We start from the raw sequence: 24,474 nt of genomic DNA on the forward strand, positions 1-24,474 counted from the left end.
TTAGCCTCTGCTTAGTTGTGGCAAAACCTTTAATATCTGGTCTTGAGATAAAAACCGATTTGAGCTTGTTTGGGAGATTTGAGGTAATAATTGATTCACTTGATCTTGTGATAAGTATCTTGATTTATTCTGAGCAAGTTGAGGAAGAACTTTTGAAATTTGATTACTATCTAAATACCTTGAGGTCGGAACTTCCCCACCTAATCTTTGCTTAACAAAATCCCAAGAACGTTTTCCTTGAGCATAAGTAGAACTTGGTAATGAGGCCCACTCTTTTCCTAGTTTCTGTACTGCTGATGTGTAATTGCCTTTTAGAACATCATCCAACGCACCTCGACTCGCAATGAGTGCAAGAGCGCCCATATCTTGTGCCTGAGGCGAAAAATCTCTAAACCCATACTGTTTAGCCAAACCATCCCATGTGCCTTTTAGGAATTGATACCGACCAGCTGCGGTGGTGTAGTTTGTCGTACCATCTGTTTGCTTGAACGCTTTTCTCACATTAGGGTGAGCAGATAGATTGTCAAAACGCTGATTGCCAAATAAGGTGTTATAGCCATTCTTCACTCCTTCAGCATCAGCAATAAAATCTAAAAACCGCTTTGCATTTGGATTGCTATAAGCATCATAAATCTGTTTGAGAGTGGCCATAACTTTTCCTTGGGTAATAAAAAACCCGCCGAAGCGGGTTTCATGGTTTTTATTGTTCGTCCTCTGGATTATCTTTCCATTCCAAAGGCAACAATGGGTTGATCCTACTTTTTAGGTCATCAACTTTCTGTTTGGCTTCTGGCTTATATTTACGCCCAACCATCCGCAAAGTACGGCCAGCATTGGAGGCAATATCTGTTAGTTTTTCAAACTCAAGCATTGCCTTATTAAATTGGTTTAATAATCCATATGCAGATTGTCTCAGTGCTTTTTCGCAGTTAATAAAATATCGTCTTGCCAATCTGCCCTGATCATTATTTTCCACCATAGAAAGTTCTTTTGCCATATCCAATGACAATGCATATGTTTTAACCTTTGCTTTACCTTTTCTACCTGTCTTAGTTTGGGTTTGGGAAAACTCCCAATAGCAAACATAATCTTGATTTTCATCAAAGCCATACTTTTTTATACGTCCTATGATCCATTTTGAGAACATTTCACCAGACTTTAGCCACTTATGTAGTTCTCGAGCATCGACACAAGGTTGCACTTCTCCACCAATATCCATATCTACTACTGGAATTAAAGAATCTTGATTTACTAACATATTCATGACATCAACCCTCCATTTCCTTTCGAGATTTTATTCATGTTGCTAGCATTTAAAAGTGCTTTGGCTTCACCTTCAACCCGTTGTAGAGCTACTACCTGCTCCCCTAAAGATTGAATCAACCAACCAATATCGTTAAAAGTTTCAAGCGGAATTTCTTCATTTGCATTGGCTAATAACACGCCAATTGCACTTAATCCTTTTAATACAGGTTCATTGGCATTCTCAGCAGCACGGCTAGCTTTCACTAAAAATTCTTCCTCTTCTTGTGAAACGAATTCTTTTTTATCTGCAACCTTTACTAAAAGGTCGATTGGCATACTCGGAAGTAAGTCCTGAAGATCAGGAACCTTGTCATTATTGAATTCGAATGGTATATTCATCTTAGTTACATCTCCTTTGTGACAATCAATTAAGCCCGTCGCCTGCAAGTGTTGGGCTTTTTTGTTGTCTATTGATTTCATGCTTTCGCACTCTCTTGTAAAAATCTTTTTATTGCTTGATTGATTAGATAATTAAGTGATCTATCTTCTTTCTTACCTATCTGCTTTAAAGCTTCATGATCCTTATCATCTAAGAATCGTAGTTTATATTGCTGGCCTTTCTGATTAATGCTCATATCTTCTCCATAACATCAATTAGGTACGTTTCTATAATGTACCTCTTTTATGGCATTGTCAACATCAAAGAGGTACTTTATGATGAGTATGTTATTTTTGCGGTATATGGTTTGTTTTAATGAGTGAAAATCAAAAAGAGCCTCAATACAAGTTGCGTTGGAGTGAAGAATTGCGTGACAAGGTTATGAGTTCAGCTAAAGAAAATAACAGATCAATAAATCAGGAAATTGTGTCCCGCTTAGAACAAAGTTTTGAAACACCATACATTGATGCTGTTAGTGATGCTGTAATTGCTGACTTGCTAGAGGGTACTGTTAGTAAACTCTTAGGTGCTATAAAAGATCAGGGTGTGACAGAAGACAAAATACATGGGGCACTTCAAAGTTTATCTAGAGCAAAAAGAAAAGCACCCTAGGGTGCTTTAGTCTAAATCAGTTGATCTTATATTTTTGCTTTAGCTTTTGATTAATGAAATTAGTATCAAAAATATTTTGAGATGGGTCTGCTTCAGCCTCAACACATCTTACATCAATTGTTGTTTTAGCACGATGAACACTTTGCAAGCCACCACCATAACTTGTCGTTGTTGCATTGCCAGTGGCATAATTACCATAGCCATACACATTTGCATTTGTTGTAGTTGTTCTTGGCAAATCAACATATGAAGTGCTAATTGAATCTTTCCCATTAAGCACTTGGAAGCTTTTACATCCTTTTGATTGCATCAAATCTGATGCTCTCAATAAAGCAAGATCACTTACTCTTTCACTTGAAGTAACTCCATTACCCTTAAAAGTTATTCTAAAATAACCTGGAGATAATTCAGTATCCTCAAATCCACCACCAAATCCACTGTTTTTATATCCTGTTGCACAAGCTGTTAATAAAAAAACAGACAAGATTAAAAATACTTTTCTCATAAATCCCCCATTTGTTATGAGGGATTTATAGCACAATCATCGACCAAACAAAATACTGTTTAACTTTCCTTGGTCAACATTACCTTCTTGTTGCGTTGTATTCCTATATGGAATAGTTGTCTGGTTTTGACTGTTCATCTCAGCATATTTATTATTCAGACTTCGTATTGTTTCAAGAGCAGCCTGCCTAATTTTTAATGGGATTGTTGCATCATCTAATTGCCCTGCCATTTGCTTATACATCGCAACATCTTTATCAGATTGTGGACCAGACATCTTTGGCATTAATGCAACCAATTGCCCCCCTAAAGTTCCTAGTTTGCCAGACGCAATGTCCCCTGGAGTTGCGGCTCCCACTCCACGAGCCAGATAATCAACCCCCCTCCCTAAATAGCTTGATGTGGATTGTGGGAGAATATCTTCAATCTCATTTAGGACAGCATCAACACGATTTATACGCTGTCTTTCTTCACTTTGAGGGTTATTTGTCTTGCCTTGAAGATTTAGATTTGCCCCTGAGCTCAACAACAATGGTTCAACACGTCCATCTTTATAAACGGCATAAGCCTTACCATCAGTACCCGTCATTGTTTCAAATTCACCACGTTTTAATGCGAGTTCTTGCTCTTTGATGATTTTTTCCTGTGCAAGATCATTTGCTGCAGTCTGGGCTGAAATGTCCTGTCCACGTCTTGTTGTTTCAGAGCTAATATCCTGACCACGCATTGTTGTAGCATTATCAGCAGCATTGTTTGCGGTTTGAAATAGATAAGGGGAAACATCCTTGTTACTTGAAGCCAATCCGCTTGCATATGTTTTGAATTCATCTGGTGTCATAGCTTGAACAACTTCAAATTGTTGTGAGTATTCCTCAGGCGTGATTGCTCCTGCCCGTTGCAATCCATTTAAAGCCAATAAAGCAGTGTTTTTATCTCCACTTAATGCTGCTTGCTGGAAAGCACCTTGAATTGCTCCAAACTTACCTAGATTTGTCTTTTGACTTGTATTGCCAGCATTAGCATTTCTTTCAGCCGCTTGGGCATTAATATTGCCAATCTCCGCTTGAGCTTTTAATGCATCTTGCTCTGCTTTGGCTGCTGACAATTGGTCTGCCCGTAACTGCGCATTAAGCTCACGTCCAAACATAGAGTTGTTGGCAAATTCCTTTTGTGCTTCTGGAGTCGACAGTTGTCTCATCCTCCCTATCTGTCTACCTGCAATAAGTTGGCGCAAGCCTTGGCCAAGTTCAATATTGTTCGCTAATTGATTAAATGGATCTTGTTGCTGACTTCCCACAAGAGGGATTCTAGGATCAATCATATCCGCACCTTTTAAATAAATAAGCCAGCAGCCAACCCGCCTAAACCTAACATTTGTTGGAAGTTATTGGCATTACGATTACCTGCTGCAATCTGCCCTGCGGCTGTTGTATTAGCACCTGCCATGGCATTATTTGCCATAGCCTGACCTGTTTGTAATCCTGCATTGCCAACGCCTGCTGCTGCGTTTTGACCCAAACCAACAAGGTTTGATAAACGATTATAGGCATTCCCATATTCGTTGCTAGCAGTGTCTTGCGCGTAATTATTTAGGGCTTTGAGTGTGGCACCACTTAATAAACCACCTCCAGCTGCCGCACTTGATTGAGTTGCATCTAATCCTTGGTTTAATCTGAATTGATAACCAGGATCACTGTAAAGAACATTCCTTGTATCTTCGTTATTTAAACCAGAGAGTCCTAAAAGTTTTTTTAAGGCTGCTCCACCGGCATCCATATATTGCTGCTGATCTTTTCGTGTTTGATCAAACATTTGCTTTTGAATGTCTGAAGCATACTTTGCAGAATCTGCTTGAGTGCTAGCAGCATTTTGAGCTGCTTTGGCTTGGCTGTTTGCTCCAGTAATTCCACCAATTGCTTTGCCTACAAATGACATGGTGCTTCTCCTTAATCTAGCCGATGACCGACAGCAACTTCTTCTGCAGTAGCAATTCGCCAACGGTGTGCATCATCTTTGTCTACAAATCCATTTGGCGTGATGTAGTCGCTATCATCTTCTTCAGTAATCAACAGAACAGGCATCGGACGACTGTCATATGACGCTTTTAAAACAATGTAATCACCAACATTAAACATGGTTTAACCTCATAATTTCTTGAACATTATTGTCTCAATGGGCTTAAATCCTTTTCTTTCCCACATTGGTTTTCTGTCCTCGGCTCTTAAGTTTGCCAAAGTCCAGAAATCTGCTCTTGTTTTGATGTATTGCTCTGAGAACTCAAGCAATCGTTTAGAATGAATACGGTGTTCAGGATCTACAAATATTGCATCAGTGTGCGCATGGTTTTTACCCTTATGTCGTGGCATGGGGCTTATCACAATCCAATGGAACCCAATAGGTCGCCCATCCTCACGCATCACAAGGCAATGGAAAAATCCAAACTCTTCAGATTCGATATACATGTCTGTATCAAAATCAAGTTGCAGTCCTGTAAACTTGGCTTCTTCAAGATCAAATACTTGTAGGCAAAGTGGCATAATCTGATCTATACAATCTATCCACTTTTCACGCCTTACAGTAATCACACTGGCTGCTCTGCAACTGACAATTTGGCATTAACACCTGTTCCTTTTAAAACCACCCTCTCTCCATCGACAAGATTGTGATTAATTACTTCAGGACAAAGATAGGATTCATTTTGGGCCAATGTCTTTTTGACTAACCGCTGAGCATCTGCTGTTGTAGCAACACCAGTGGGTATTACATACACTTCTACAGAAATGTTCCCTGCAGTCGTGTTATGAAATGAAAGAGCTCTAATTTGTGTAGCGGTGTTTGCTGGATTTGTATAAGCCAAGTTATCCCCAGCTGCTAAAGCTTGAGTCTTGAATGGTGATAAATACTTAATCATGAATAATTGCTCCTGATGTAACTTGAGCTAACTGGATATATGGTTCAGGGCATAAAAAAACCGCCTGCAATGGCGGTGATTCTTCATTCTGAATGCAACATATGGGCACCAAATCAAAAGTATTTAATGTCTCAATTTGGGGTAAAAAGCTCTGTTGGAATTGATTTTGTAAATCAGATATTGCGAAACCTTGTTGCCCTTGTGTCGCTTGTGATGGTAGCTCTGCTGCCTTTTGCGCTAACTCAATCAAGTCTATGTAATCATCAGTGTTTGTTAGTGCGGCAAGTTTCTCAAAAAAATCAATCCAAACCTGATGCATTACACCATTCACATACATAGGTTGACGAATTGGCACTTGAGAGATTTTTGGAATAATCATTAACGCACCCTCGCTTTTGCTCCTAGTAGTACCAATCTAGCGGCATCTGTCATTCTCACTCGGAAAACACGATTAAAAGATTGCCCAAGTCGTCTGAATATCACACGCTTTTCATATTCACCAATCCCCCCAATACTTTCTTGGCGATCATTAGACCATGTTCTCCCCCCATCATCTGACCAATCAAACATCACCAATGGATTAACATCACGGTCTTGTCCCACTTGGCAAATAAGCTGCACCTCATCAAAAACAATTCGAGTTGCTTGTGGATTCAAACAAGGTGTTGTTCGTTCTCGCATTATTAATGAGCCATCATCTGTCTCATACTTCGGGCTTAATGAATAAACTTTGCCATTTTCTCGATCACCAACTAGATGCTCATTATTAAAAAAACAATGAGTTTGTGCTCGATGGTGTTCATGTGTTGCATTTGCTGGCTTGTAAAAACTTCGTTCATGCCACATATTTGTTGTTGCATCAAACACCCATGTTTTTTTTGCACTCGGGAATGAGATCAAATAAAACCCATGCCCATTTTGTTGGTATGAAAAAGCATATGCATCATTGGTTTTGGGATAATTTGAAATTTCAGTTTCAATTGCATGATTACTGATGCGCTGCATTTGATAGCCTTGCGTCATCATAATTTGATTTTCACCATGCTCTGTTTGAGCAAGCCAAATTAAACTTGATCCAAATACAGATATTGAGTTTTTTGCTGCACAACCTACTGGAATGTATGCGCCTGATTGCCTTACATAAGGGCGATCAAGTGACTCTGTACTGTTCCAAATCTCAGTTGTATTTGTACCTATCAACCACAATTGTCCATTGCTTGCTACAACTCTGACTAGATCATCACTTTTGGATTCAGCAGTTGAATAACTAAGTGCAGTTGTATCTGTGCTAAGTAGTTTTGACCATTGAATACGACCAGAATTTGGGACTGTCCATATAAAACGTGAATCCAGAAAGGTCACTGAAGATGCACCAAAGAACCCAGTATTATCATCAATTGACAACTTTGATAGAGTTCCATCCTCAATAGCATATTTATATGAGCTCTCCGCTGAAATCATTACTTGCAAACTATTATCTGCAAACGTGACCAGATCGGTTCCATCAATGCCCCCTATTTCGCTCGTAATAGAATTTTTTATTACATGAAGCTTTGAGCCAGCCACAACAAGAACACGATCTGAGAGAGCATACAAGCCACGAATAGGCCCACTAAATTCATAACGCTTGAAAAGACCCTCAGTTGGGAGTAATGCTGATACTTGTGGGGCTTTTCCACTCTCAACTACTTGTGGGTAAAGATTTAGTGTTCTTTGGCAATCAATAGCCCAATCTTTTAAATGATATGATGGACCAACAATTGGAATATCAATAATACCTGCCATAATGCCATCCTCGACAAATACCTACTGGCAAGTCATTTTTCGCATAAGTTGGAGTTGAATTGCTTCTTTTAAGGAGGTCAATTGCACTGTTTTGATTTCTCAAGAGTAATGCACTTGGCTCTACCGCAAACATTGGGGCTATTTCCAAAGCTAAGCTAAGAATCAGTGCTCTTTGATATTTATCAGGAAACGTCAACTCATCAGTTGCACATATATCAGATGGCAAAGAATAGACTTTGATCTTCAGATTCTGCGCATCATCTAAAACATTGAAAGTCCAAAAAGGCTTATCTTCCTGATAAGTCACTTTGATGTTGATTCCAGTGTTGTTCAGATCTCGGATGAGTTTAATCTCACAGTCATCCAACCAAGCTTTTTCCGCTACCAATGAAATATCTATATCTAAGTCGGGAATAGGGCCTGTATAGCAATTATCATTCTGATCACAACAACACTCATCAATTGATCCAACTAAATACGCTCCTTTACCCCTTGTCAGCGGCATGACTACAGTTTGAGCTTTATATACAAAAAGCCTGTCAGTTGCCCATTGCGCCAAGAGTCCGCGAAGAGAATCTACAGCATCAGCAACTTCATCAGATTTTGCATTTTCACCAGCTGCTAATACACCCAATTGCTTTAAAGCTAAATCTACTAATTTGCTGACCTTCATAGTGTTTACTCTTTTGTTTTGGTGAGATATGAAAGCAGCGTATCTTTACTGTCTCGAGCTAACCACTTAATACCTTTTCCATCTAGGACTGCGCGGATTTGGTCTGATGTCATTGAGCTATAATCTGGTAATTCGCTTGATTGCCCAACGTAGGTATCACCTTGAAGTTCTAAAATTCGAGATTTCATGGCTGGCACATCATTAATAAAGGCAATATGTGTGCCTTTAAAATCTGCCAATTCTTCTTCAAGTTGAGCGATTCTATCGTTTGCGGTTTCTAAATTTTGGTTAGATGATAATCCATCACCATTTGAAATAGCATTGACTGGTTCTGGCTCAAGCAAATCATAAAAATCTACATAACCATTCCCTCGTTGAGCTTCTTCTTCTGAATAATCTTTAACAAAAGTCACATTATGATGTTCTGTATCGCCAAGGTATAAAGCCTTTGGATATTCCATTTTGGTCTCCTAAAAACAACGACGCCCGCAAAGTGCGGGCATTTGTCGTTGCTGGTTGGGTTTAAGATTGGGTGATACGGCACGCATGGATACCACGTACAGCTTGGAAGCCATACAAGACATCAATACGAGTACGTTCGTAATCGTTATTGCCATCACCAAAGGTCATCACTCGGACTGACACACCGCTTGGCAAACGCGCAGTGTAACCTTCACAAGATGCAAGAACTGGCAAAGGAGCAAAAGCAGTTGTGAATGCATCCTTGTGGAATTCCAAGCTCTGGAAACCATTTGTTGAAACCACTGTTACCGCTACGCCACTTGCAGGACTTGCACTTGTGGTTTTGTTCGGAGCTGTTGGGTTGATTGCAGGGTAAATTGGAACCGCTGTTCCTGTTGTTACATTTGTTGTTGCAGTCACAACGAATTGTTGCAGAACGCCAGTATCTTGGCCTGTTAATGGATGCACCGCATTAACACCTGAGATTGTGATAATTGTCCCTTGGGTTAATGTTCCAGGCGTGGATGCAGTCATTGTTATTGATTTGCCTGTCTGTCCTGCTGCAGAAACAGTCACACCTGCTGCTGTACCATTATTAAAGACTGCAATTGACTGGTGCTCATACAAATCAGCACCAAAAGCAGTTGCAACATAACCCTGAAGATAAGCCTTTTCACTTGTGCGTGTTGGGTTATACATACGTGATACTTCGCCACTTAAAGCTACGTTTGCCTCACTTGTAAGAACTGCTGAACGCTCACCTGCTGGTGATAAATAGCGGTTCAGTTTTGCACGAGCTAAAGCAAGTGCATTTGAAGGATTGGTACCTGATAAGCTCATTGCAACCTGGTTTGGAGTAGCAAGAACAGCACGGCCAATCAAGTCTGCCTCAACAACAGAAGAAAGTGTTTGCATTTGAGGACGAAGAATACGCTCACGGAAATCGGTTAAATCAAGTAGCTTTTCTTTTGCTCCAAACTGCAAAGCAACATGCTTTTGAGTATCCAATTTCAGATTTACAGATTCTTCAACAAATGCTGATGCACCGTTGCCTTCAGCAAAGATTGCACCATTAAACACTTGCCCTGCAGTAGGGATTTTGATTTTTACTGTGTCACCTTTTTGATAACCCTGTACATCTTTGCCGAACTCGTCCTGACGACCTCGGTTAATGTTTGCTAAAAACGGTGCTTCTTCTTCAAGCATTTTTGCTGCTTCACGAGCAATCATTTGATGTGTTAAAACGGTATTAGCCATAAATTATTTTCCTTTTCGTTTATCTTTTTCAGATCGATACCACTCGTCATCACTCATCTTTGATGGATCGCGAGTAGTTGCCGCATTGGCCTGTACTGGAGTAATTGGTTTAGGTGCTTTGCTGACAGTAGGTGGTTTTTTGGTTTTACCGCTTTCAATGATTTGACCAATCTTCGCAGCTGCTTGAACTGGGTTCATTCGAGATAAGGAAATAAATACTTCCTCGTCATCTAACAAATCAGCTGCTAGTTTTAGGGTATCTTTTGCGGATAGCCCAAATTGGTCTAATTGAATTGGCAATGGAGGTAACTCATTTGCACGTTCAATGTATTTGTTTACATCAACGCCTTCTGACTCAAGCTCAGCCACAGCACTATCAAACGCAATTTGACTATCAATTTGCGCTTTATCCTGCGTTGACTTCCCTTGTTTTTCCTCCATTCGGCGCATGGCCTCATTAATGCGCCACTCCTCTTGAGCATCCTCAAACTCGGACCATGATTCAAAGTCTTCTACTTTTGGCTTCTCTAGAGGTTTTGGAGCATTCTTTTGAGCTTTAAATTCAGCAAGCTTTTGTCGGAGTTCAGCATTTTCACGTGTTGTTTGTTCAATACGTTCCTGTGCTCGACTTTTCTTTGGTTTCTCTTGTTCGTGAGTTTCTGTCTCCGTCTCTTGAGTTTCCTGTTCTTGCTGCTGCTCTTCTTGATTCTCTTGACTGTCATCGCTGTTATTTTCCGTAGTAGCTTTTTCTACGATGTCTTGAGTTTCACTGGATTCCACTGTCATTGTTTACACCCTCAATTGATGGCAATAACTGCTCATCAGTAGCCATTGCGCTGTCCCCGAATTGGCTAGGTTCAGGAGCGAAGTTTTGTTGATCCGAATTTTCAGGCATTAAAAAACCCTGCTCGTTGGCAGGGCTTTCTTCTGTCTGTTGCGCAATCTGATCAGGTGGATCAATCCTCACCTCTTGCGAGTAATTTTCTTGTGGTTCAGGCTGGTAGTTATTAACATCCTCGCCATTCTGAATCCAGTTTCCAGGCACTTGACTGATATTCATATTTTGCTTAATCAAATCAACTACCCCGCGAAGCTCTTGCACATCAGCTCGACTTGCCGCATTAATTTTTGCAACCTCAATATCCTTCTGGGCTTGTAATTCAGCTTTGAAAGTCTCTAAATTGCGATCAGCATTCTTGTCATTTAACGCTTGTTGAAGCATCTCAATATCTTGGGTTTGCTTCTGAACAAGTTGATCAAGCTGTTGAATCTGTGCTTTTGCCTGTTCAGGATCAATCTTATCTTTGCCAAGTGCTTGAGGTGGAATGAGCGTTTTCACTCGTTCAGCAATCTCTTTAGCATTTAGCAATGGTGAGTTGATAACAATCAAATCTGCGACTAAGTTGAATAGATTCGGGTTGCTCTGAACTAGCTGCATCATTAAAGCAAATGACTGCTCACGTTGTGTATTGAATGATGGGCCTGTGTCCATACGAACATCAAAACGACCAATAGACATATCATTTAGAATGCCATTGATTGCTCTGTCTTCTTCCTCTTGGTTTTCAGGTTTTGCATTCAATCGAACAAGCTCACTATCACCATCTGCGCCAATTACCCGTCGTACCATTTCTGTGTCATAGAGAATTGGGAACAAACCAATCAAAACACGCGCTGAATGACGAATAGTTTTATTGACGTTATCTTGGAAATGGAACTGTGCTGTATCTGCTTGACGTTGAAGCAAGCCTATTGCTCGTCCTGACTGTTGATTTACATCCTGCCCCATCTGTGGCGCATGCATGTTTAAAATGTCAGGAATAAGAGATTTAGCCGATTCTGATGCATTCAAAATGCCAACTGGTGGAGCAGCTGCACCCAATCGCGTTGGGTAAGGGATTTGCTTCCCCTGCTCATCAGTTGCTCTGAATCTTAAATACATTGCACTTGATGGGTTATTCCATTCATCAAAGCCAGCAATACCTCGATCATCAACTATCGTCATTTCATCTTGGTTTTTCTGCAAAATGTGTGCTTCGGCTGACTTCCAATAGTTGAACAGTCTTTGAGCATCTTTTGCAAAATGGACTAATGAGAAAATATGTCGACAATTCTCAATCCAAGTAACTTCGCCATAAACTGGAAAGATTGGAATGTATTTACCAGGGAACACGCCCTTTTCTAGTACTTTGCATCCCGTCAATTTAGCCCACTTTATTTCGGTGCGAGTTGTTGCACGTTCATTGACTGTAATGTCTTTGACTTCATCTTCTGAGAATTGCTTTAATAGATCAGACTTAAACTCAGTTGATCCATCTTCTAACATGATAAGCGTGTCTTTGACCTCTTCCTTGTAGAAATACTCAGCAACACATACAGTCTTATCTGTGTAATTGTACCAGTCAGTATTTCCATCCATTTCAAAATCAGAAACAGCGTCTTTTTGGTACTGCTTTTCGATTAAGTCTTTAGAAATCCACTCACACACTAAAGCTTTGCACATGTCCGAGCCATCGAGTGCTTTTGATAATGGATCGATCAAAACAGCTTGTGGATTTTCTACTGGCTTAAAGCGTGGTTCTTGATTGAATGATTTCTCGTCAATGTAGTCGGTGACAATTCGATAAAATCCGACTGCTCCATGCACTTGATTGGCTGTGGCTGTATCTAAAGCATCTTCAAAGTTTGACGCTTCTTCCACGTCCTTGATTAACCCTTCAAGTAGCTTTGCAGTTTCAGGATCAGCACCATTATCAACTGGCACAACTTTAGCTTGCGGCCTATTCTGACGCATAGTGTTGATTTGCTGCTGCACATAAGCTCTTGATAGATTGATCTCAAGCGTTGGTTTGCCATCTTTATCACGTTGATGTTTTACATCACGATGCCACTGAGCACCCTCAAGGGTCACAAACTCTTTATCTTCTAAGCCTTGATCGTAAATTGGTTGCCAATAATCTTGAGCTTCATCTCTGAATTTTTTTGCAGCATAAAGGATGCCCTGATCATCTTTTTGATCTTTGTTATCTGTCATGTTTATCTTCCAAAGTTAAAGATCAGCGCGTCTTCTTGGTGGTGGTGGTGCTGATTTAATTGGCTCACACATTTTATTGATGCTCAATGCACCTTCACCAAATGCATCAGAGCCATGTGATGCCCAGTCATGCACAGGAGTAGCCTTAAATTGCTCTAGTTTGTCGTTAAATTCACGACGATAGTTTTGTAGTGCTCTAATACCATGTTTGCACTTTTCAGCGTCAAACCAACAGTTTTTTAGCATTTGGCGTGTTGCCTCAATTCGATCTTCAACATTAAGTCTTGCACCCTTAGTTACACGATAACCAAGATTAGCCATTGTTTCTTCACGACTCACACCACTTGAAAAGTCACGTGCTGCGATATCATGTGGCGCAAAGTGTTTGCTGTAGTTATAGCCATACTTTTGTGCCTTCTCATCAAGAATCCTTGCGTAGTGCGCCAAAGGCTCATTGTTCGCTTCGTAGTAGTCAATTACTCGAACCTCTTTGCCAAATACTTGAAAAAACCAAATAGCAGTTGGGTCTAAAATTCCTAAATCCCATGATGTGTAAACAGGAAGATTAGGATCATGAGGTACTTTGCAAATCCTGTTTTCACGTTTGATTTGCTCAAACTCAGCCTTATAGATTGCTCCATCTGCGATTTCTTTTGGTCGACCTAGATAAATATGCTCATACTCATCGTAATCAGAGTCTCGCATCTGCTCTGCTAATTTGATTAGGTCATCAGGGCAATGCTTGTTGTCTGTGTAATTGATCTGCACCACCACAGTGTCATCCCGCTCTACAGTCACATAATCTAGATAAACTGCATCACTTGGCAGTTTCGGGTTCATAGACATGATGATCATGCAATTGGGAGTACGGACTACTGTTGGAATAAGAATCTTGAGTGAATAACCACTTACTGTTTGAGCTTCCTCAATCCATGTAATGGTTGCACCTTCAAAGGATTTGACGGAATCAACTGTATGGTTTTGCAGACCTGAGAAAGAAAATTCAGTGCCGTTTGCACCTCTAATCTCAGTATCAAGGATTTGATAAAAGCTTTCCAAGCCTAGTGAAACAATCCGATCTGATAAGAGCTTGTGCACAGATTGCTTGATTGATTTCTGAATTTCACGACAGCATAGGATTCGATGCTTTCTCTGCGCCCCTTCAATTAGTAAATAGTCTGCAATTTCCCATGACTTACCACCACCACGACCACCATGGTAAACATAGAAAAGCTTGTCATTTGTTAGGTGCGTATATAGCGGCTTGAACTTACTTGGTACTCGCTTCTCCTTCATCTTCGAATACCACCTTTAAATTGAGATCAACGTTACCACTGTGTTTGTGATCAATACTTTCTTTAAATGCACCCACGGCAATATGCTTACCAAGAAGCTCCAGATTCTTTACCTTATCAGGCCATTTGATCTTTTTGAGCCAGCCTTCACCATCAGACAATTCGACACTCTCAACATTATTGATGTATTGGCGCCAAATCTTAGGCCATTCTTTTAACTGCTTGTAATTACCCTTGTCATCCAAGATATCTAAGATGTCCATTTGATCAATTTCGGCTAATCTTTTAAGCACATAATCCGCATCAACATCAACACGGTTTAAGCGCTGTGTATTGAGATAAGCAATACGTTCTTCAACTTCTTCACGTTGCAGTACTTCCCATGCATATTGACGGGTTTTGAACTCTACAGCTTCGCCTGCTGCCTGTGGACTCAACGTTTTTAAATATTCGTGGCAGAACTCTTCGTGACGTAGATTTTTTAAAGGTTCTGCGCCTTTGATTTGTTCCATATTTACCTCATTAAAAAACCGCCACTTGGGCGGTTTAACTCAAACTGAATATAATACTCTTGTGTCTGGATGATAGAAGCTTCCATCAACACCTACCTTAACTTCATGACCGTCGATAAATACAACCTTAACAACCTTGATCATATTTCCTGCATCACCATCTAAATTGGGTGCACTTCTTCCAGTTTCACACAATGCTTTTACAACTTGTTCATTACCTTTATCATCTTTAATAGTGATTTTATCTTCAAATAAGCTCATGTTTATACTCAATTAGTTTTTGTTGAGCCTAATATTTAACACAATATCACTCTCTTGCCCACTTCAAATCTTCAGGCGTTTCTAAATAGCAGCCTTGTTTCAAACAAAATACATGTATGTCGTTTAAGTATTCGGTGAATTGAGCAATCGATGCATCTGGATGCTGATCAACAAGTTCGTCAATCTTCTCAACTCGATAACTTAATGCTTCTTTTACATCTTCTGGGATACGTGGATCGAATTGCATGCCACGCATGAAATTAGCAACTGATTCAAGCTGCCCTAGTAATTCCTCATTTTCCATTGTGTACACCTTTCAAATTCTGTTTGATGTTTGAGATTTGAGTATCGATATCTCTAACTCGGCGTTTGCAGTCTTCTTTGAACTGATGTGTCGCATTGAGATGATTTAAATTTTCTAATTGGTATCTATCAGCATAAAGCAGATCAAGATTCTTCTTCGCTTCGATTGTGTCCATATTTAACCCATTATTAATCTATATGCGCCATATACAGCCAAACCAAGGACAATAAGAATAGAACCTAAACACATACATCCATGTATATCTGCATCACGGTCAGCCTTTCTTATTCTTTCTTGCATTCTTTTTGAATAGTCATCCATTTCGATGCTCCAATAAAAAAGCCCCACCGAAGCAGGGCATAAAGAGGAAACTGGATTGCCACAGCCTTATCAGTACTGTGGCCTACTGCTACTCAACACTACTTACTTATCAAAGTTAGCTATTGATTGGCTTTTGTGTCTTTCGTTTGCTTTGGGCGGGGTGTCACCCACAACTTAGGGCTCTGAGGCTAACTCAATCTGTGACGAAATCAGATTGGATTCAAACCATTTACGTTGGTTTCTGCATCTCACGTGCTGTCTTTTTACAGACAACAAAAAAGCCCACCTTTCGATGAGCTTTTAAATACTTAGTGAATTACTATAACTTCGTCCACTATAACACGAATATGCCATATACCTTGTACAAGGTCAAGCTACTTATATTTAATGAAACTGTATCTGCTATGTAATGCAGCTATTCCACACTTAACATCTGATCTCGCATCGTTCTGAGAATAAACAACAACCAAGTCACCAACTGGATTCATGCTAGTTACAGCCATTTCAGACCATGAATTGTTATAAAAATAACGGTTGATCACTGCATCAAGCCACTCATCCAACACTTCGGACTTCCCTTGCATATCGAGAATCAAACGTTGTACAGCTCGCGCCTCATTGTCTGTGATTTGGCAAACAGACTGAGGGCGCTTTAAGCTAAGATTCGGCTCTATTTCACCGCAAAAATAGCCTGCAATAATGTCTTTTTCAGTCAAGATTGATAGTTTTTTCTGCTTCGCTTTCTTTGCGGCAGTATCCATTGCGACAGCAATCGGGTTTATGCACTTACCACAAGTTCCAGAGTTTGAATGCATCCAAGCACCAAACTGATAAAGCCACTCTTCAAGACTAAAACGAGTCCAGTCCACTGTTTGCATAATGTGATTTACTGCCGCATTCATACCGTCACCTCAAATATTCGTAATTGCCAATTGTTTTTCTAAAGCTTCAACCCTTTCAGTCAAAGCTTGGATTTTTGTCTTAACATCTTTCTTGAAGCATTTACCCTCGTAGTGACAGTATTGATCTTGACCACAAAGACCAAACGGATGCTGACACTTCATCATTGCTTCAGCGAATTGTTCACCTGTTGCGCTGTCTTTTAGCCAAGATTCTCTACACATCACCCACCTCTCAACCGTTCAATAAGCTTCTCAATCCATTGGATGACTAATCCTTCTTTGATCTGTGCTGTAGTGCCACGAATCACGAACCAACCGTTTACAGCTGCTGCTGAATACTTCTCGCAGTCTTTTGTGTAGCCTTCACCTCTCGTGTGTCTACCATTGCTGAATACACCACCTTCAACCTCAACCAAGATAGGCATGTCATCAATTCTGAAATCTGCCAACCATCTGCGCTCAGGATGAAACCGGTACTCTTTCGTGAATGGAATCTTTAGAGCATTGAGGTGATTCTCCAATAGAGCCTCACCCTTGCTGACTGTCTTTCCAAACTTCCGTGACACGCTTGAACGCGCCACAGGTTTTGATCTACTTCTTTGAGCCTGTTTGAATGTTGTGTTCATACGCACCACCCATTTTCCAAAATCGCATAACTTAGGCTTGGTATTGAATAACCTTTAATACCCATTTTCTGTCTGAACTTAATAGCATCTCTTCTTGATATGCATTTACTCAGATTGAAAACTTTTACACGATGATCTGGGTATCGAAATACAAGTTTGATAACATCATTCATGCTTCACCAACCCTTTCCAAAATAGTTTGGATTGCCTTAATCGTCATTTGGTGGTTTTCACTTGGAACGACAAATAAACTCGCTATAGATTCACATTTGCGTCTGTACTTTTCTGCTCTTGCTGCATGATGCTTGTATTTCTTATCAAGACTCTCATTAAACTCAAGCAACTCAGCATGTTCTTGCTGAAGCTGCTCAAGAGTCATTTGCATGTAGTCACTCATTTAAACCACCCTTGAGCGCTTGCTCTATCCCTAGAATCTTCTCAATATCATCTGCCTGACTTAATAGGATGTTTTGCTCTCGCTCTGTATATACATAAGACTTAGCAGCCTCTCTCAGCATGACAGTGTGTTCTTTAAACGCATCCACCCGCTTTTGCAGCTCATTAGTGCTATTACTAAGAAACTCAATTTTCTTGTGATCAATGCCAGCACGACTTACTAGCGATTTAATTTCTGTTTGACTTAATTGCAATTCCTTTTGCAGCTCATCCACCTCGGTCTGGCGGTGTTGCCATGTTTCAAAAGCAATCTGAACTCCGCTATGAATATAGCGCTTGTAGATTTCATTAAACTCAAATAGGTCAAGATCGTAATAATTGGCCTCTTTAAGAATTAAGTATGACCTTGATGTCTTAAACCACTTCTCAAAATCACTTCTCATCACTTCACCTCGACCTTCTGTTCAACCAATTTGTAAATCTTTCCATTGATCTTGATGATGTTGTCCTTCTCGACATCCTCTTTCAGCGTTGAGTGATAAAACGCAAAGCCCCAGATAAAGCAGACCAAGCCTACAAACATTGCAAACCAAATAGTGTTCATATCATTCACCTTTCATATTTCTTGCAATTTGGAGATGTGTAATCTTCTGGAAAGTCTAGGGTTTCTGTAACTGGCTTTAGTTCATGTGCGAAGTACCAACCCCAATGACGAGTGCCACATAAATCAAACTTGTTCGTATCTGATCTATAGGCACCAATTCGGCCTTCACACCATTCGATTTTCCCTGAGTGACGAACAGGAAACAGAGCTTTATCCCCGACCTTAAACATGCTCACCTCCATAAATCAACTCGTAGTCAGCTACAGCTTCATAAATCATCTTAGCTCTATGTGTCATATCTGCGTATTCGTAGTAGCGGCAGTTGTGCGCTTCTGTTTCCGCACCTTTCACTCCACCTAAGCTTTCAACTAAATCCACACTCTCAACTATGCTCTTGAGGTCGGAAAGATCAAACATCAAATAATCATCAGCAGTCAATTCAACCCTCCCGAAATCAGTTACTTCAGGGAATGAACCTTTAACTTCTTTGTAGTAAATTAGGTTGCCTGATGGAGTAATTAAACAAAGGTCGGCAACGAACTTGTCTTTAGCAACAACTTCCCTCGCCTTCTCAACACCGTGCTGCTTTATAAAGGTGATCGCGTTCATTTCCCATATCTCCGCTTGTTTTCTTCTCTTATTGCAGCGTGTAGATCAGGATCAAGCTCTTTAACAACAAACGACAGTAAATTAGCCGTTTCTGAGTCACTAGCATCATGAGCAAGCACTCTTTCAACAACCGCATCAATAGATTTCAATATTTCTGCCTTTGTCCTTGTTTTTGCATTCATCGCCCTTCTCCGTCACGCTTGGTCACGTTCTCTAAACGCTTGATCTCGTCATTGATGTACCAAACTGCTTTCTGTAGGTCTTGTACTTGGCTATCTGAATCTTTAAGACCTGCGCGCCATAAATATTTGATAGCATTACCAATATTAAAGTTACGGTGTCTTGTAATCTCGATACACTCAACACCACTTGGATCACTTGTGTAGTGCTTTGGATGATTCACGTTGTCGTTCATGCCATCTCTCCAACTACACGCTGCACTTTGCCTTTACCGCGCTGATTTGCACGTCTACGATTACAGGCAACGCAATTCATGTTTTGGACATAGCGATAAGTGCTCTTGCAAACTGCGCACTCTTGACCGTGATAGAAGATTTCGCCTTTCTTCTGAGCTCCCTGCGTGCTTCACCTGAAAGGCGCACACGTTTAGTTTTCTGTTGTGTGTTGCCATTGAAAGTTTCAACATGAAAGCGTTGGTCCATATTCAAATCTTTGATCTGACCACCATTAGCCAACCAAGCTTCAATTTCAGAATTAAGCTCTGCACTTAAGGCCTTCTTGTTTTCAATCATTCCGCTTTCATTGCTAAGTGCTTGTTGACGTTTGACGCACTGGATTAAGTCTTGTCCGTTCATTGCTTATCTCCAAAAAGCTGCATGGTCTTATCAGTTGCAAAGTAGAGATGGTTACGCCCAACCTTCTTGTAGTCCAACCATCCAGATTCTTTTAATGCCTTTGTAATTCGTTGTACTGTTCTTCTGCTCATTCCCAAGCGATAAATGATTTCATCTGTGTTTAAAGCTTTATTGCTTTGAGCAAACTGACTAAGCACAAAGACCATTGAATCGAATATTTCGGTGTAATTGCTCACGCTGCACCTCCAACTTCTTCCTTAATCGAAGCAAAACGACAGATATCTAAACGGTCTAGAACACGCACTACTCCGCGCTTGCCATGTCGGTTTTTCGCAACAATGATTTCTGTAATGCCACTTGGTAATTCGTCATCTGAATGGAGAATTGGATGAGCCAAGATGATTTGATCTGCATCCTGCTCAATCTGACCTGACTCTTTGAGATCAGAAGCCTTTGGCCGCTTACCCTTCTCTGATTCACGGTTTAACTGAGCCAAAGCAATCACTGGGCAATTGAACTCCTTAGCCAATGCTTTTAAATCACGGCTAATTGAGCTTACTTCTTGATAGCGGTCTTTTTTGCTTGGGTCGCGTACTAACTGCAAGTAATCAACAACAATGCACCCAAGGCGCTTATATTTGCGTTTAGCCTTACGTGCATAAGAATGGATTTCAGCAATCGTTGGCTTCTGCTTATCTTCGATATGAATTGGTAATTGGCTGAAACGCTTTTGAGCATCCGCAAACTGGCCTAACATCCCATCAAACAGCTCTGCATTGTGAATATTGTCATACGGGATATACGTCAAAGCTGAGATACAACGATTTGTGAATGTCTCAACATCCATTTCCGCTGATACCACAAGGACTGGTTCTCGGTACTGGATTGCAGTCTGGATCACAAGCATTTGAGCGAGTGTTGACTTACCTGAGCCTGGACGACCTCCAACGACACAGAAGTGACCCTTTTGAATCATCCCTATCAGGTGATCAACATGAGTAAGGTTGAATTGCACACCAGTATATTGCTTGTTTGCCTTAGCCTCAGCCTTTTGGATCAGCCGATCAGTCGCGCGTGTGATAGCTTCCTCAAATGTGAAACTAGACTTCTCAACATCATTTCCAGTCTTTTTCCCATCAAGAATCGATTCAGCTGCAATGTGAATATCTGGAATGGTTAGGTCTTGCGAAATTTGAGCGATACTTTCACCCATTTTCTCAACTTCACGGTGAGCTTTGAACTTATTGAGTTCAGCCGTATACGACTCAAGATTGTAAAAACTCGAAGGTGCTTCACTGCTCATTTGAAGCAAGTATTCAGAACCACCCATCAAATGAATTACATTTTTCTGTTTAAGCTGTTGTTCAACCATTACGAAATCATACGGTTTGCTTTCATTGGCCAATTCAGCAATTGCTTTGAAAATTTGCTTATGACGCTCTGGGAAGAAGCATTCTTCATCAAGATCATTGCTCACCACATCAAACGAGTTCGCAACTGTCATGAGTGCTGTAAGTACAGCTTGTTCCATTGGGATATTGTGGATATGACTCATTACCAATCCCCCATGTCAGCTTCAAAGCTTTCAGGATTGATAGCTTGTGTGTTGTCTTGTGCAGCTTGTTTGAATAGTTTTTCAGTGAGTTTGAAATCTCGCTTCACCCACTTCACGAAGTTTGAATACATTTGGTTTGGTGTTACTGCACCAGTATGGATTTTGCTTTCGTAATGAGGATTAATTTCAAGTAGTAATTCTTCGACCTGAGCTTGATTGATTTTTGGCAACCCTGATCTTTGCATCCAAGAATTGAGTTGATGTAAATCTGGTTGCCAAATATTTAAAACTTCATCGACTGGATTTCCATGCTCATCACTTTCTTTTAAGTTTATTTTCTTTTCTTTTACAGAGTGACATTTGATGCTACTAGTTCCAGTATCATTTGATGTTACTAGTCTAGGTACATTTGATGTAACTACTTTTAATGCACCAGTATCATTTGATGTTACTAGTTCAATAGAAAATCTTGACTCAAAAGTTACTTCATAGCTTTTAGATTTCCCCAAAGTTTTTGTGATTTTTACAAGGTTGTACTTTGCTAAATCAGACATAGCTTTTCTGACAGTTCTCTTGTCTTTAAAGCCTGCTAATTTCAAGATTAATGATTCACCAATAGCTTTGTTTTCTTCATGAAAGCCCTTGATATGCCTATTAAGCAAAACTAGACACTTGATGGCCTCACCACTTAAAACAGCTAAATAACCTTCATCACAAACAAAATTAGGCAATGGTGTATAACCATCTTCTTTTTTGGACATGGCTTTTTGCTCATTCCTTTTTGCTGTGCTTGGATGAATGTCTACATTCTCCAAAGGCATAATTTTTAATGCACTCATCAGCCACCCCACACAAAACAAGCCAAGTCAGCTTTAGCTTTTGCCAAAGCAACTGAATTTTCGAGTGTCCGATTAAGCGTGTAAGCCTCAACCGCTTTCTGAAACAAACTAATCTTCCGATTTAGTTCAATGTCTGCTAATATTTGATAGTTCATACAGTTACTCCTGTGTGAATGACTGCCCTTAGTTACCGCTAAGGGCTTTTTGTTTTTTTGCTTTAGAAATATTTCTATTCGGAAATTTACGCACTTCATAACAATGATCAATTTGCGAACCGTCTTCTAAAACTGCGTACACTTCACGATTATTTTTTAAAACATGATTTATATTGGTTAAATGGCAACCAACCATTTCAGCAACTGCCTCACGCCCATGTTTATCAATCAAAGTGTTTAAAGGAACTGTTTCCATAATAATAACTATGCTAGTTAAAACAATTAAAATAATAACACTGCTATTTAGTACTTGCAATAACATTGTTATTTGTTATTTAATAACGCTGTTATTATGATTTGACCATCAAGGGCTAAAATTAGAAATGTGCATAATGGCTAGAAGACCACTATCGCTGGAACGTCAACAGGATGCAGACCGATTAAAAAAGGTTTGGGCTGCTTTTCGTGAATCACAAAAGTCGGAAGGCAGTAAAGTAACGCAAGAAGATGTTTCTTTTGCGTGTGGATGGGGAACGCAAGGAGCATTCAGTGCTTACTTGAACGCAAGGACTCCATTAAACCTAGACGCTCTAATTAAACTTTCAAAATATTTTGGTGTTAATCCTGCTGAGATTAGCCCATCACTTGCCACAGGCATAGAATCTGTATCTATAGAACAAGAAAATAACGATAAACAAATGATTACTACTAACAAGAGGGCTGGGAGATGGGTGCCAGTAAAGGCTTACAGCAAAATGGGCGATGACGGTTACTATCAGGATATGGGCTATTTGGGTGATGGTGGAGATGGGTTTGTACCATCTTTAACAGCTGGACCAAATGCCTATGCAGTTAAGGGTAACGGATTATCAATGTATCCAGAGATTAGGCACGGATGGTTTGCTGTATGCGATCCTGACGAAAACCCAGTATCTACTGAATTTGTTGAAGTTCGTTTTAAAGATGGCCGCAGAACAATTAAAGAATACATCACAATTGTAAATAATGTTCTGCATCTAATTGGGGTAAATGGAGAGGTTCGGCTCACCTACGATATGAATGAAATTGAAGCTATTGTTCCTATCATTGATATTGTTCCGCCAAGTCGACATATGCACGACATTCCACTAAGAAGTTAATAACAATTCTATTGAAACCCGCCTTGTGCGGGTTTTTTAATAACTAAAAAAAGATGTGTTAGTAAAATAATTGTAAATTTAATAACAATGCTATTGATCTAAAATAATAACATCGTTATTATAAATCTTATCAAGTCACAAAAAAGCCCTTCCAGACTCGACATCCAAAGGGCTTTTACTCAAAGAGCGAGATAAGTATGAACATAAAAAACAGTTTGGTCAAATCCATCGGCTTTGCAGGCGTAGTAAGTGCATTAACAGCAGCTTATGCGTTCCAACCTGCTAAGCCAACTGAACCAGTCTATGTAATGGCTCCTTTCACTTTCGTTGAATTCGAGAAGAAAGATCAGGCTGTATTTGAGACTGCTAATTCTGAGTATGTCTTAGAAGTGGATTTTGAATCTACATACACCAATCACAGCAATGGCGTAGGTCACAACTGGGATGAAGTAGAAGTCCACCAGATTAAAGACATCCACGTATACAACGAAGATGGCGAAGTACTAAACGCCTATGTTGATCGTCTTGATGTGCAAGAGATCGTCCAAGTAATCGAACAAGAATTGAGAAAGCCCGCTTAATGGCTTCGGAGAAGAAGAATGACTACTAAATATGATTGGTCAAAGGTTCCACACAAGGTCAATTTTATTGCTACTGATGCAAATGGCAGAAAACACGGTTATGTGGTTGAGACTTTTTTAATGATCCTTGCTAATTGCTGGCACTCTTTTGATAAAAGCATCCCACTTGGTTTTTTGGATTCAGATCTAAATGGTTGTGCGATTTGGGAAAACACTTTAGAGCAACGTCCTACAGGAGAACCACAATGATCGACCAACAAAAATCAATCAAAGCCTTAATGGTTGTGTTCTTTATGGTGTTTATCGCTTTCCTTTATGTTCTGTATGCGCATATCTGCCCTGCTGTGATGGGAGTTTGAGATGAAAACTAAAGCTCATTTAACAGCTCTAATCATGAAGAAGTGTGTTGAGTTGAAGGTGGAAAAGAAAATTGATGCCTTCTGTAACTTCCAAGCCCACTGCAACCTTCTAGAAATTGAAGTTTATAAAAACTGGGATGTCGACAGTAAAAACACATTATATCGAGCAAGTATTCACATCGATGGAAGTTGGAATACAGATGATCATGCAAGCAACTTTGAGCAAGTTATTGAAGATCTGAGCGCCATTTATCTTGGTCTTGGAATTGAATAGGTGAT

44 protein-coding genes are annotated in these 24,474 nt (G+C 40.0%); 5 read left to right on the plus strand and 39 right to left on the minus strand.

All coding sequences use genetic code 11. The annotated features are described in order from the left end of the window. From A7P55_RS20610 to A7P55_RS20625, 4 genes are read right to left on the minus strand one after another with little or no spacing between them, the layout of a single operon-like run. Entirely contained in the window at positions 1–651 is a 651-nt protein-coding gene (locus A7P55_RS20610) for a glycoside hydrolase family 104 protein (protein ID WP_216078127.1), read from the minus strand. 49 nt (positions 652–700) lie between these two features. Then, positions 701–1,264 carry an antA/AntB antirepressor family protein gene (locus A7P55_RS20615; RefSeq protein WP_171553582.1) on the minus strand — a complete coding sequence of 188 codons (564 nt, stop codon included), beginning with the start codon at positions 1,262–1,264 and terminating at the stop codon, positions 701–703. Then, positions 1,261–1,725: a hypothetical protein gene (locus A7P55_RS20620; protein WP_252727911.1), complete on the minus strand. Its 465-nt coding sequence runs from the start codon at positions 1,723–1,725 to the stop codon at positions 1,261–1,263. Before A7P55_RS20620 ends, A7P55_RS20615 begins: the two co-directional genes overlap by 4 nt. Next, positions 1,722–1,880, minus strand: coding sequence for a hypothetical protein (locus A7P55_RS20625; RefSeq protein WP_171553583.1), 159 nt, complete (start codon positions 1,878–1,880; stop codon positions 1,722–1,724). Before A7P55_RS20625 ends, A7P55_RS20620 begins: the two co-directional genes overlap by 4 nt. A gap of 119 nt (positions 1,881–1,999) precedes the next feature. On the opposite strand from A7P55_RS20625, the gene A7P55_RS20630 reads away from it, so the two are divergent. Next, on the plus strand, positions 2,000–2,296 hold the full coding sequence (locus A7P55_RS20630) for an Arc family DNA-binding protein (protein ID WP_171553584.1): 297 nt from the start codon (positions 2,000–2,002) through the stop codon (positions 2,294–2,296). Positions 2,297–2,312: 16 nt separating this feature from the next. Here A7P55_RS20630 and A7P55_RS20635 read toward each other — a convergent pair whose 3' ends face one another. The 35 genes from A7P55_RS20635 to A7P55_RS20805 form a co-directional block, all read right to left on the minus strand. Continuing rightward, positions 2,313–2,801 (minus strand): hypothetical protein, encoded by a 489-nt coding sequence (locus A7P55_RS20635; RefSeq protein WP_171553585.1) that lies wholly within the window; start codon positions 2,799–2,801, stop codon positions 2,313–2,315. A gap of 36 nt (positions 2,802–2,837) precedes the next feature. Beyond that, positions 2,838–4,121 carry a hypothetical protein gene (locus A7P55_RS20640; protein ID WP_171553586.1) on the minus strand — a complete coding sequence of 428 codons (1,284 nt, stop codon included), beginning with the start codon at positions 4,119–4,121 and terminating at the stop codon, positions 2,838–2,840. Between the two features lie 11 nt (positions 4,122–4,132). Next, positions 4,133–4,735: a DNA transfer protein p32 gene (locus A7P55_RS20645; protein WP_171553587.1), complete on the minus strand. Its 603-nt coding sequence runs from the start codon at positions 4,733–4,735 to the stop codon at positions 4,133–4,135. Positions 4,736–4,746: 11 nt separating this feature from the next. Continuing rightward, positions 4,747–4,935 (minus strand): hypothetical protein, encoded by a 189-nt coding sequence (locus A7P55_RS20650; RefSeq protein WP_171553588.1) that lies wholly within the window; start codon positions 4,933–4,935, stop codon positions 4,747–4,749. 9 nt (positions 4,936–4,944) lie between these two features. Continuing rightward, the gene (locus A7P55_RS20655) at positions 4,945–5,385 is read right to left on the minus strand and encodes a GNAT family N-acetyltransferase (RefSeq protein ID WP_171553589.1); all 441 of its coding nucleotides are present in this window, start codon (positions 5,383–5,385) and stop codon (positions 4,945–4,947) included. After that, a complete protein-coding gene (locus A7P55_RS20660; RefSeq protein ID WP_171553590.1) occupies positions 5,382–5,711 on the minus strand; it encodes a hypothetical protein in 330 nt (109 codons plus the stop codon). The genes A7P55_RS20655 and A7P55_RS20660 overlap by 4 nt, the downstream gene beginning before the upstream one ends. After that, complete coding sequence (locus A7P55_RS20665) at positions 5,704–6,090, minus strand: hypothetical protein (protein ID WP_171553591.1); 387 nt, start codon at positions 6,088–6,090, stop codon at positions 5,704–5,706. Before A7P55_RS20665 ends, A7P55_RS20660 begins: the two co-directional genes overlap by 8 nt. Beyond that, positions 6,090–7,496: a packaged DNA stabilization protein gene (locus tag A7P55_RS20670; protein WP_171553592.1), complete on the minus strand. Its 1,407-nt coding sequence runs from the start codon at positions 7,494–7,496 to the stop codon at positions 6,090–6,092. Before A7P55_RS20670 ends, A7P55_RS20665 begins: the two co-directional genes overlap by 1 nt. Next, positions 7,480–8,169 carry a hypothetical protein gene (locus tag A7P55_RS20675; protein WP_171553593.1) on the minus strand — a complete coding sequence of 230 codons (690 nt, stop codon included), beginning with the start codon at positions 8,167–8,169 and terminating at the stop codon, positions 7,480–7,482. Before A7P55_RS20675 ends, A7P55_RS20670 begins: the two co-directional genes overlap by 17 nt. Positions 8,170–8,174: 5 nt before the next feature. Next, positions 8,175–8,630 carry a hypothetical protein gene (locus A7P55_RS20680; protein WP_216078128.1) on the minus strand — a complete coding sequence of 152 codons (456 nt, stop codon included), beginning with the start codon at positions 8,628–8,630 and terminating at the stop codon, positions 8,175–8,177. 61 nt (positions 8,631–8,691) lie between these two features. Next, positions 8,692–9,888 (minus strand): P22 phage major capsid protein family protein, encoded by a 1,197-nt coding sequence (locus A7P55_RS20685; protein ID WP_171553594.1) that lies wholly within the window; start codon positions 9,886–9,888, stop codon positions 8,692–8,694. A 3-nt stretch (positions 9,889–9,891) separates the two neighbouring features. Beyond that, positions 9,892–10,674 carry a hypothetical protein gene (locus A7P55_RS20690; RefSeq protein WP_171553595.1) on the minus strand — a complete coding sequence of 261 codons (783 nt, stop codon included), beginning with the start codon at positions 10,672–10,674 and terminating at the stop codon, positions 9,892–9,894. After that, entirely contained in the window at positions 10,655–12,922 is a 2,268-nt protein-coding gene (locus A7P55_RS20695; RefSeq protein WP_171553596.1) for a portal protein, read from the minus strand. The genes A7P55_RS20690 and A7P55_RS20695 overlap by 20 nt, the downstream gene beginning before the upstream one ends. Positions 12,923–12,937: 15 nt before the next feature. Continuing rightward, positions 12,938–14,218: a PBSX family phage terminase large subunit gene (locus tag A7P55_RS20700; RefSeq protein WP_171553597.1), complete on the minus strand. Its 1,281-nt coding sequence runs from the start codon at positions 14,216–14,218 to the stop codon at positions 12,938–12,940. Then, positions 14,193–14,729, minus strand: a complete 537-nt coding sequence (locus tag A7P55_RS20705; protein WP_171553598.1) for a terminase small subunit — start codon at positions 14,727–14,729, stop codon at positions 14,193–14,195. Before A7P55_RS20705 ends, A7P55_RS20700 begins: the two co-directional genes overlap by 26 nt. 39 nt (positions 14,730–14,768) lie before the next feature. After that, complete coding sequence (locus tag A7P55_RS20710; protein ID WP_171553599.1) at positions 14,769–14,990, minus strand: hypothetical protein; 222 nt, start codon at positions 14,988–14,990, stop codon at positions 14,769–14,771. Positions 14,991–15,036: 46 nt separating this feature from the next. Continuing rightward, positions 15,037–15,294, minus strand: coding sequence for a hypothetical protein (locus tag A7P55_RS20715; RefSeq protein WP_171553600.1), 258 nt, complete (start codon positions 15,292–15,294; stop codon positions 15,037–15,039). Beyond that, positions 15,284–15,469: a hypothetical protein gene (locus A7P55_RS20720; RefSeq protein WP_171553601.1), complete on the minus strand. Its 186-nt coding sequence runs from the start codon at positions 15,467–15,469 to the stop codon at positions 15,284–15,286. Before A7P55_RS20720 ends, A7P55_RS20715 begins: the two co-directional genes overlap by 11 nt. A 2-nt stretch (positions 15,470–15,471) precedes the next feature. Further along, entirely contained in the window at positions 15,472–15,615 is a 144-nt protein-coding gene (locus A7P55_RS20725) for a hypothetical protein (RefSeq protein ID WP_171553602.1), read from the minus strand. Between the two features lie 374 nt (positions 15,616–15,989). Beyond that, on the minus strand, positions 15,990–16,517 hold the full coding sequence (locus tag A7P55_RS20730) for a hypothetical protein (RefSeq protein ID WP_171553603.1): 528 nt from the start codon (positions 16,515–16,517) through the stop codon (positions 15,990–15,992). A 9-nt stretch (positions 16,518–16,526) separates the two neighbouring features. Next, positions 16,527–16,739, minus strand: a complete 213-nt coding sequence (locus A7P55_RS20735; protein ID WP_171553604.1) for a hypothetical protein — start codon at positions 16,737–16,739, stop codon at positions 16,527–16,529. After that, positions 16,739–17,143: a hypothetical protein gene (locus tag A7P55_RS20740; protein WP_171553605.1), complete on the minus strand. Its 405-nt coding sequence runs from the start codon at positions 17,141–17,143 to the stop codon at positions 16,739–16,741. The genes A7P55_RS20735 and A7P55_RS20740 overlap by 1 nt, the downstream gene beginning before the upstream one ends. A 169-nt stretch (positions 17,144–17,312) precedes the next feature. After that, the gene (locus tag A7P55_RS20745; RefSeq protein WP_151981642.1) at positions 17,313–17,540 is read right to left on the minus strand and encodes a hypothetical protein; all 228 of its coding nucleotides are present in this window, start codon (positions 17,538–17,540) and stop codon (positions 17,313–17,315) included. After that, positions 17,533–17,982 (minus strand): hypothetical protein, encoded by a 450-nt coding sequence (locus A7P55_RS20750; RefSeq protein WP_171553606.1) that lies wholly within the window; start codon positions 17,980–17,982, stop codon positions 17,533–17,535. The genes A7P55_RS20745 and A7P55_RS20750 overlap by 8 nt, the downstream gene beginning before the upstream one ends. Then, a complete protein-coding gene (locus A7P55_RS20755) occupies positions 17,982–18,143 on the minus strand; it encodes a hypothetical protein (protein ID WP_171553607.1) in 162 nt (53 codons plus the stop codon). The genes A7P55_RS20750 and A7P55_RS20755 overlap by 1 nt, the downstream gene beginning before the upstream one ends. Positions 18,144–18,148: 5 nt before the next feature. Next, complete coding sequence (locus A7P55_RS20760) at positions 18,149–18,373, minus strand: hypothetical protein (RefSeq protein ID WP_171553608.1); 225 nt, start codon at positions 18,371–18,373, stop codon at positions 18,149–18,151. Beyond that, positions 18,366–18,752 (minus strand): hypothetical protein, encoded by a 387-nt coding sequence (locus A7P55_RS20765; protein WP_171553609.1) that lies wholly within the window; start codon positions 18,750–18,752, stop codon positions 18,366–18,368. Before A7P55_RS20765 ends, A7P55_RS20760 begins: the two co-directional genes overlap by 8 nt. Continuing rightward, on the minus strand, positions 18,749–18,934 hold the full coding sequence (locus A7P55_RS20770) for a hypothetical protein (RefSeq protein ID WP_171553610.1): 186 nt from the start codon (positions 18,932–18,934) through the stop codon (positions 18,749–18,751). Before A7P55_RS20770 ends, A7P55_RS20765 begins: the two co-directional genes overlap by 4 nt. After that, the gene (locus A7P55_RS20775; protein WP_171553611.1) at positions 18,931–19,167 is read right to left on the minus strand and encodes a DUF3310 domain-containing protein; all 237 of its coding nucleotides are present in this window, start codon (positions 19,165–19,167) and stop codon (positions 18,931–18,933) included. The genes A7P55_RS20770 and A7P55_RS20775 overlap by 4 nt, the downstream gene beginning before the upstream one ends. A gap of 76 nt (positions 19,168–19,243) precedes the next feature. Further along, a complete protein-coding gene (locus A7P55_RS20780; RefSeq protein ID WP_171553612.1) occupies positions 19,244–19,567 on the minus strand; it encodes a hypothetical protein in 324 nt (107 codons plus the stop codon). Beyond that, a complete protein-coding gene (locus A7P55_RS20785) occupies positions 19,564–19,803 on the minus strand; it encodes a helix-turn-helix domain-containing protein (RefSeq protein WP_171553613.1) in 240 nt (79 codons plus the stop codon). Before A7P55_RS20785 ends, A7P55_RS20780 begins: the two co-directional genes overlap by 4 nt. Continuing rightward, on the minus strand, positions 19,800–21,122 hold the full coding sequence (locus A7P55_RS20790) for a DnaB-like helicase C-terminal domain-containing protein (RefSeq protein WP_171553614.1): 1,323 nt from the start codon (positions 21,120–21,122) through the stop codon (positions 19,800–19,802). Before A7P55_RS20790 ends, A7P55_RS20785 begins: the two co-directional genes overlap by 4 nt. Next, positions 21,122–21,961 carry a replication protein gene (locus A7P55_RS20795; protein ID WP_171553615.1) on the minus strand — a complete coding sequence of 280 codons (840 nt, stop codon included), beginning with the start codon at positions 21,959–21,961 and terminating at the stop codon, positions 21,122–21,124. The genes A7P55_RS20790 and A7P55_RS20795 overlap by 1 nt, the downstream gene beginning before the upstream one ends. Then, positions 21,961–22,116: a hypothetical protein gene (locus tag A7P55_RS20800; RefSeq protein WP_171553616.1), complete on the minus strand. Its 156-nt coding sequence runs from the start codon at positions 22,114–22,116 to the stop codon at positions 21,961–21,963. The genes A7P55_RS20795 and A7P55_RS20800 overlap by 1 nt, the downstream gene beginning before the upstream one ends. Positions 22,117–22,144: 28 nt before the next feature. Then, positions 22,145–22,438, minus strand: a complete 294-nt coding sequence (locus tag A7P55_RS20805) for a hypothetical protein (RefSeq protein WP_171553617.1) — start codon at positions 22,436–22,438, stop codon at positions 22,145–22,147. A gap of 70 nt (positions 22,439–22,508) precedes the next feature. Between A7P55_RS20805 and A7P55_RS20810 the strand changes: the two genes are divergently transcribed. The 4 genes from A7P55_RS20810 (at position 22,509) to A7P55_RS20825 (ending at position 24,469) form a co-directional block, all read left to right on the plus strand. Then, positions 22,509–23,255, plus strand: a complete 747-nt coding sequence (locus tag A7P55_RS20810; protein ID WP_171553618.1) for a LexA family transcriptional regulator — start codon at positions 22,509–22,511, stop codon at positions 23,253–23,255. Between the two features lie 197 nt (positions 23,256–23,452). Next, positions 23,453–23,836, plus strand: a complete 384-nt coding sequence (locus A7P55_RS20815) for a hypothetical protein (protein WP_171553619.1) — start codon at positions 23,453–23,455, stop codon at positions 23,834–23,836. Positions 23,837–23,854: 18 nt separating this feature from the next. Next, positions 23,855–24,085, plus strand: a complete 231-nt coding sequence (locus A7P55_RS20820) for a hypothetical protein (protein WP_171553620.1) — start codon at positions 23,855–23,857, stop codon at positions 24,083–24,085. Between the two features lie 111 nt (positions 24,086–24,196). Beyond that, entirely contained in the window at positions 24,197–24,469 is a 273-nt protein-coding gene (locus tag A7P55_RS20825) for a hypothetical protein (RefSeq protein ID WP_171553621.1), read from the plus strand. The last annotated feature ends 5 nt before the right edge of the window (positions 24,470–24,474 follow it).

This window comes from Acinetobacter sp. Ac_5812 (assembly GCF_013072695.1).
Taxonomy (GTDB): Bacteria; Pseudomonadota; Gammaproteobacteria; order Pseudomonadales; family Moraxellaceae; genus Acinetobacter.

What these genes read in the sequence shown, in the direction of transcription:
- A7P55_RS20610 (WP_216078127.1), bottom strand. Translation starts at nt 651, where the DNA reads ATGGCCACTCTCAAACAGATTTATGATGCTTATAGCAATCCAAATGCA.
- A7P55_RS20615 (WP_171553582.1), bottom strand. Translation starts at nt 1,264, where the DNA reads ATGAATATGTTAGTAAATCAAGATTCTTTAATTCCAGTAGTAGATATG.
- A7P55_RS20620 (WP_252727911.1), bottom strand. Translation starts at nt 1,725, where the DNA reads ATGAAATCAATAGACAACAAAAAAGCCCAACACTTGCAGGCGACGGGC.
- A7P55_RS20625 (WP_171553583.1), bottom strand. Translation starts at nt 1,880, where the DNA reads ATGAGCATTAATCAGAAAGGCCAGCAATATAAACTACGATTCTTAGAT.
- A7P55_RS20630 (WP_171553584.1), top strand. Translation starts at nt 2,000, where the DNA reads ATGAGTGAAAATCAAAAAGAGCCTCAATACAAGTTGCGTTGGAGTGAA.
- A7P55_RS20635 (WP_171553585.1), bottom strand. Translation starts at nt 2,801, where the DNA reads ATGAGAAAAGTATTTTTAATCTTGTCTGTTTTTTTATTAACAGCTTGT.
- A7P55_RS20640 (WP_171553586.1), bottom strand. Translation starts at nt 4,121, where the DNA reads ATGATTGATCCTAGAATCCCTCTTGTGGGAAGTCAGCAACAAGATCCA.
- A7P55_RS20645 (WP_171553587.1), bottom strand. Translation starts at nt 4,735, where the DNA reads ATGTCATTTGTAGGCAAAGCAATTGGTGGAATTACTGGAGCAAACAGC.
- A7P55_RS20650 (WP_171553588.1), bottom strand. Translation starts at nt 4,935, where the DNA reads ATGTTTAATGTTGGTGATTACATTGTTTTAAAAGCGTCATATGACAGT.
- A7P55_RS20660 (WP_171553590.1), bottom strand. Translation starts at nt 5,711, where the DNA reads ATGATTAAGTATTTATCACCATTCAAGACTCAAGCTTTAGCAGCTGGG.
- A7P55_RS20665 (WP_171553591.1), bottom strand. Translation starts at nt 6,090, where the DNA reads ATGATTATTCCAAAAATCTCTCAAGTGCCAATTCGTCAACCTATGTAT.
- A7P55_RS20670 (WP_171553592.1), bottom strand. Translation starts at nt 7,496, where the DNA reads ATGGCAGGTATTATTGATATTCCAATTGTTGGTCCATCATATCATTTA.
- A7P55_RS20675 (WP_171553593.1), bottom strand. Translation starts at nt 8,169, where the DNA reads ATGAAGGTCAGCAAATTAGTAGATTTAGCTTTAAAGCAATTGGGTGTA.
- A7P55_RS20680 (WP_216078128.1), bottom strand. Translation starts at nt 8,630, where the DNA reads ATGGAATATCCAAAGGCTTTATACCTTGGCGATACAGAACATCATAAT.
- A7P55_RS20685 (WP_171553594.1), bottom strand. Translation starts at nt 9,888, where the DNA reads ATGGCTAATACCGTTTTAACACATCAAATGATTGCTCGTGAAGCAGCA.
- A7P55_RS20690 (WP_171553595.1), bottom strand. Translation starts at nt 10,674, where the DNA reads ATGACAGTGGAATCCAGTGAAACTCAAGACATCGTAGAAAAAGCTACT.
- A7P55_RS20695 (WP_171553596.1), bottom strand. Translation starts at nt 12,922, where the DNA reads ATGACAGATAACAAAGATCAAAAAGATGATCAGGGCATCCTTTATGCT.
- A7P55_RS20700 (WP_171553597.1), bottom strand. Translation starts at nt 14,218, where the DNA reads ATGAAGGAGAAGCGAGTACCAAGTAAGTTCAAGCCGCTATATACGCAC.
- A7P55_RS20705 (WP_171553598.1), bottom strand. Translation starts at nt 14,729, where the DNA reads ATGGAACAAATCAAAGGCGCAGAACCTTTAAAAAATCTACGTCACGAA.
- A7P55_RS20710 (WP_171553599.1), bottom strand. Translation starts at nt 14,990, where the DNA reads ATGAGCTTATTTGAAGATAAAATCACTATTAAAGATGATAAAGGTAAT.
- A7P55_RS20715 (WP_171553600.1), bottom strand. Translation starts at nt 15,294, where the DNA reads ATGGAAAATGAGGAATTACTAGGGCAGCTTGAATCAGTTGCTAATTTC.
- A7P55_RS20720 (WP_171553601.1), bottom strand. Translation starts at nt 15,469, where the DNA reads ATGGACACAATCGAAGCGAAGAAGAATCTTGATCTGCTTTATGCTGAT.
- A7P55_RS20725 (WP_171553602.1), bottom strand. Translation starts at nt 15,615, where the DNA reads ATGGATGACTATTCAAAAAGAATGCAAGAAAGAATAAGAAAGGCTGAC.
- A7P55_RS20730 (WP_171553603.1), bottom strand. Translation starts at nt 16,517, where the DNA reads ATGAATGCGGCAGTAAATCACATTATGCAAACAGTGGACTGGACTCGT.
- A7P55_RS20735 (WP_171553604.1), bottom strand. Translation starts at nt 16,739, where the DNA reads ATGTGTAGAGAATCTTGGCTAAAAGACAGCGCAACAGGTGAACAATTC.
- A7P55_RS20740 (WP_171553605.1), bottom strand. Translation starts at nt 17,143, where the DNA reads ATGAACACAACATTCAAACAGGCTCAAAGAAGTAGATCAAAACCTGTG.
- A7P55_RS20745 (WP_151981642.1), bottom strand. Translation starts at nt 17,540, where the DNA reads ATGAGTGACTACATGCAAATGACTCTTGAGCAGCTTCAGCAAGAACAT.
- A7P55_RS20750 (WP_171553606.1), bottom strand. Translation starts at nt 17,982, where the DNA reads ATGAGAAGTGATTTTGAGAAGTGGTTTAAGACATCAAGGTCATACTTA.
- A7P55_RS20755 (WP_171553607.1), bottom strand. Translation starts at nt 18,143, where the DNA reads ATGAACACTATTTGGTTTGCAATGTTTGTAGGCTTGGTCTGCTTTATC.
- A7P55_RS20760 (WP_171553608.1), bottom strand. Translation starts at nt 18,373, where the DNA reads ATGTTTAAGGTCGGGGATAAAGCTCTGTTTCCTGTTCGTCACTCAGGG.
- A7P55_RS20765 (WP_171553609.1), bottom strand. Translation starts at nt 18,752, where the DNA reads ATGAACGCGATCACCTTTATAAAGCAGCACGGTGTTGAGAAGGCGAGG.
- A7P55_RS20770 (WP_171553610.1), bottom strand. Translation starts at nt 18,934, where the DNA reads ATGAATGCAAAAACAAGGACAAAGGCAGAAATATTGAAATCTATTGAT.
- A7P55_RS20775 (WP_171553611.1), bottom strand. Translation starts at nt 19,167, where the DNA reads ATGAACGACAACGTGAATCATCCAAAGCACTACACAAGTGATCCAAGT.
- A7P55_RS20780 (WP_171553612.1), bottom strand. Translation starts at nt 19,567, where the DNA reads ATGAACGGACAAGACTTAATCCAGTGCGTCAAACGTCAACAAGCACTT.
- A7P55_RS20790 (WP_171553614.1), bottom strand. Translation starts at nt 21,122, where the DNA reads ATGAGTCATATCCACAATATCCCAATGGAACAAGCTGTACTTACAGCA.
- A7P55_RS20795 (WP_171553615.1), bottom strand. Translation starts at nt 21,961, where the DNA reads ATGAGTGCATTAAAAATTATGCCTTTGGAGAATGTAGACATTCATCCA.
- A7P55_RS20800 (WP_171553616.1), bottom strand. Translation starts at nt 22,116, where the DNA reads ATGAACTATCAAATATTAGCAGACATTGAACTAAATCGGAAGATTAGT.
- A7P55_RS20805 (WP_171553617.1), bottom strand. Translation starts at nt 22,438, where the DNA reads ATGTTATTGCAAGTACTAAATAGCAGTGTTATTATTTTAATTGTTTTA.
- A7P55_RS20810 (WP_171553618.1), top strand. Translation starts at nt 22,509, where the DNA reads ATGGCTAGAAGACCACTATCGCTGGAACGTCAACAGGATGCAGACCGA.
- A7P55_RS20815 (WP_171553619.1), top strand. Translation starts at nt 23,453, where the DNA reads ATGAACATAAAAAACAGTTTGGTCAAATCCATCGGCTTTGCAGGCGTA.
- A7P55_RS20820 (WP_171553620.1), top strand. Translation starts at nt 23,855, where the DNA reads ATGACTACTAAATATGATTGGTCAAAGGTTCCACACAAGGTCAATTTT.
- A7P55_RS20825 (WP_171553621.1), top strand. Translation starts at nt 24,197, where the DNA reads ATGAAAACTAAAGCTCATTTAACAGCTCTAATCATGAAGAAGTGTGTT.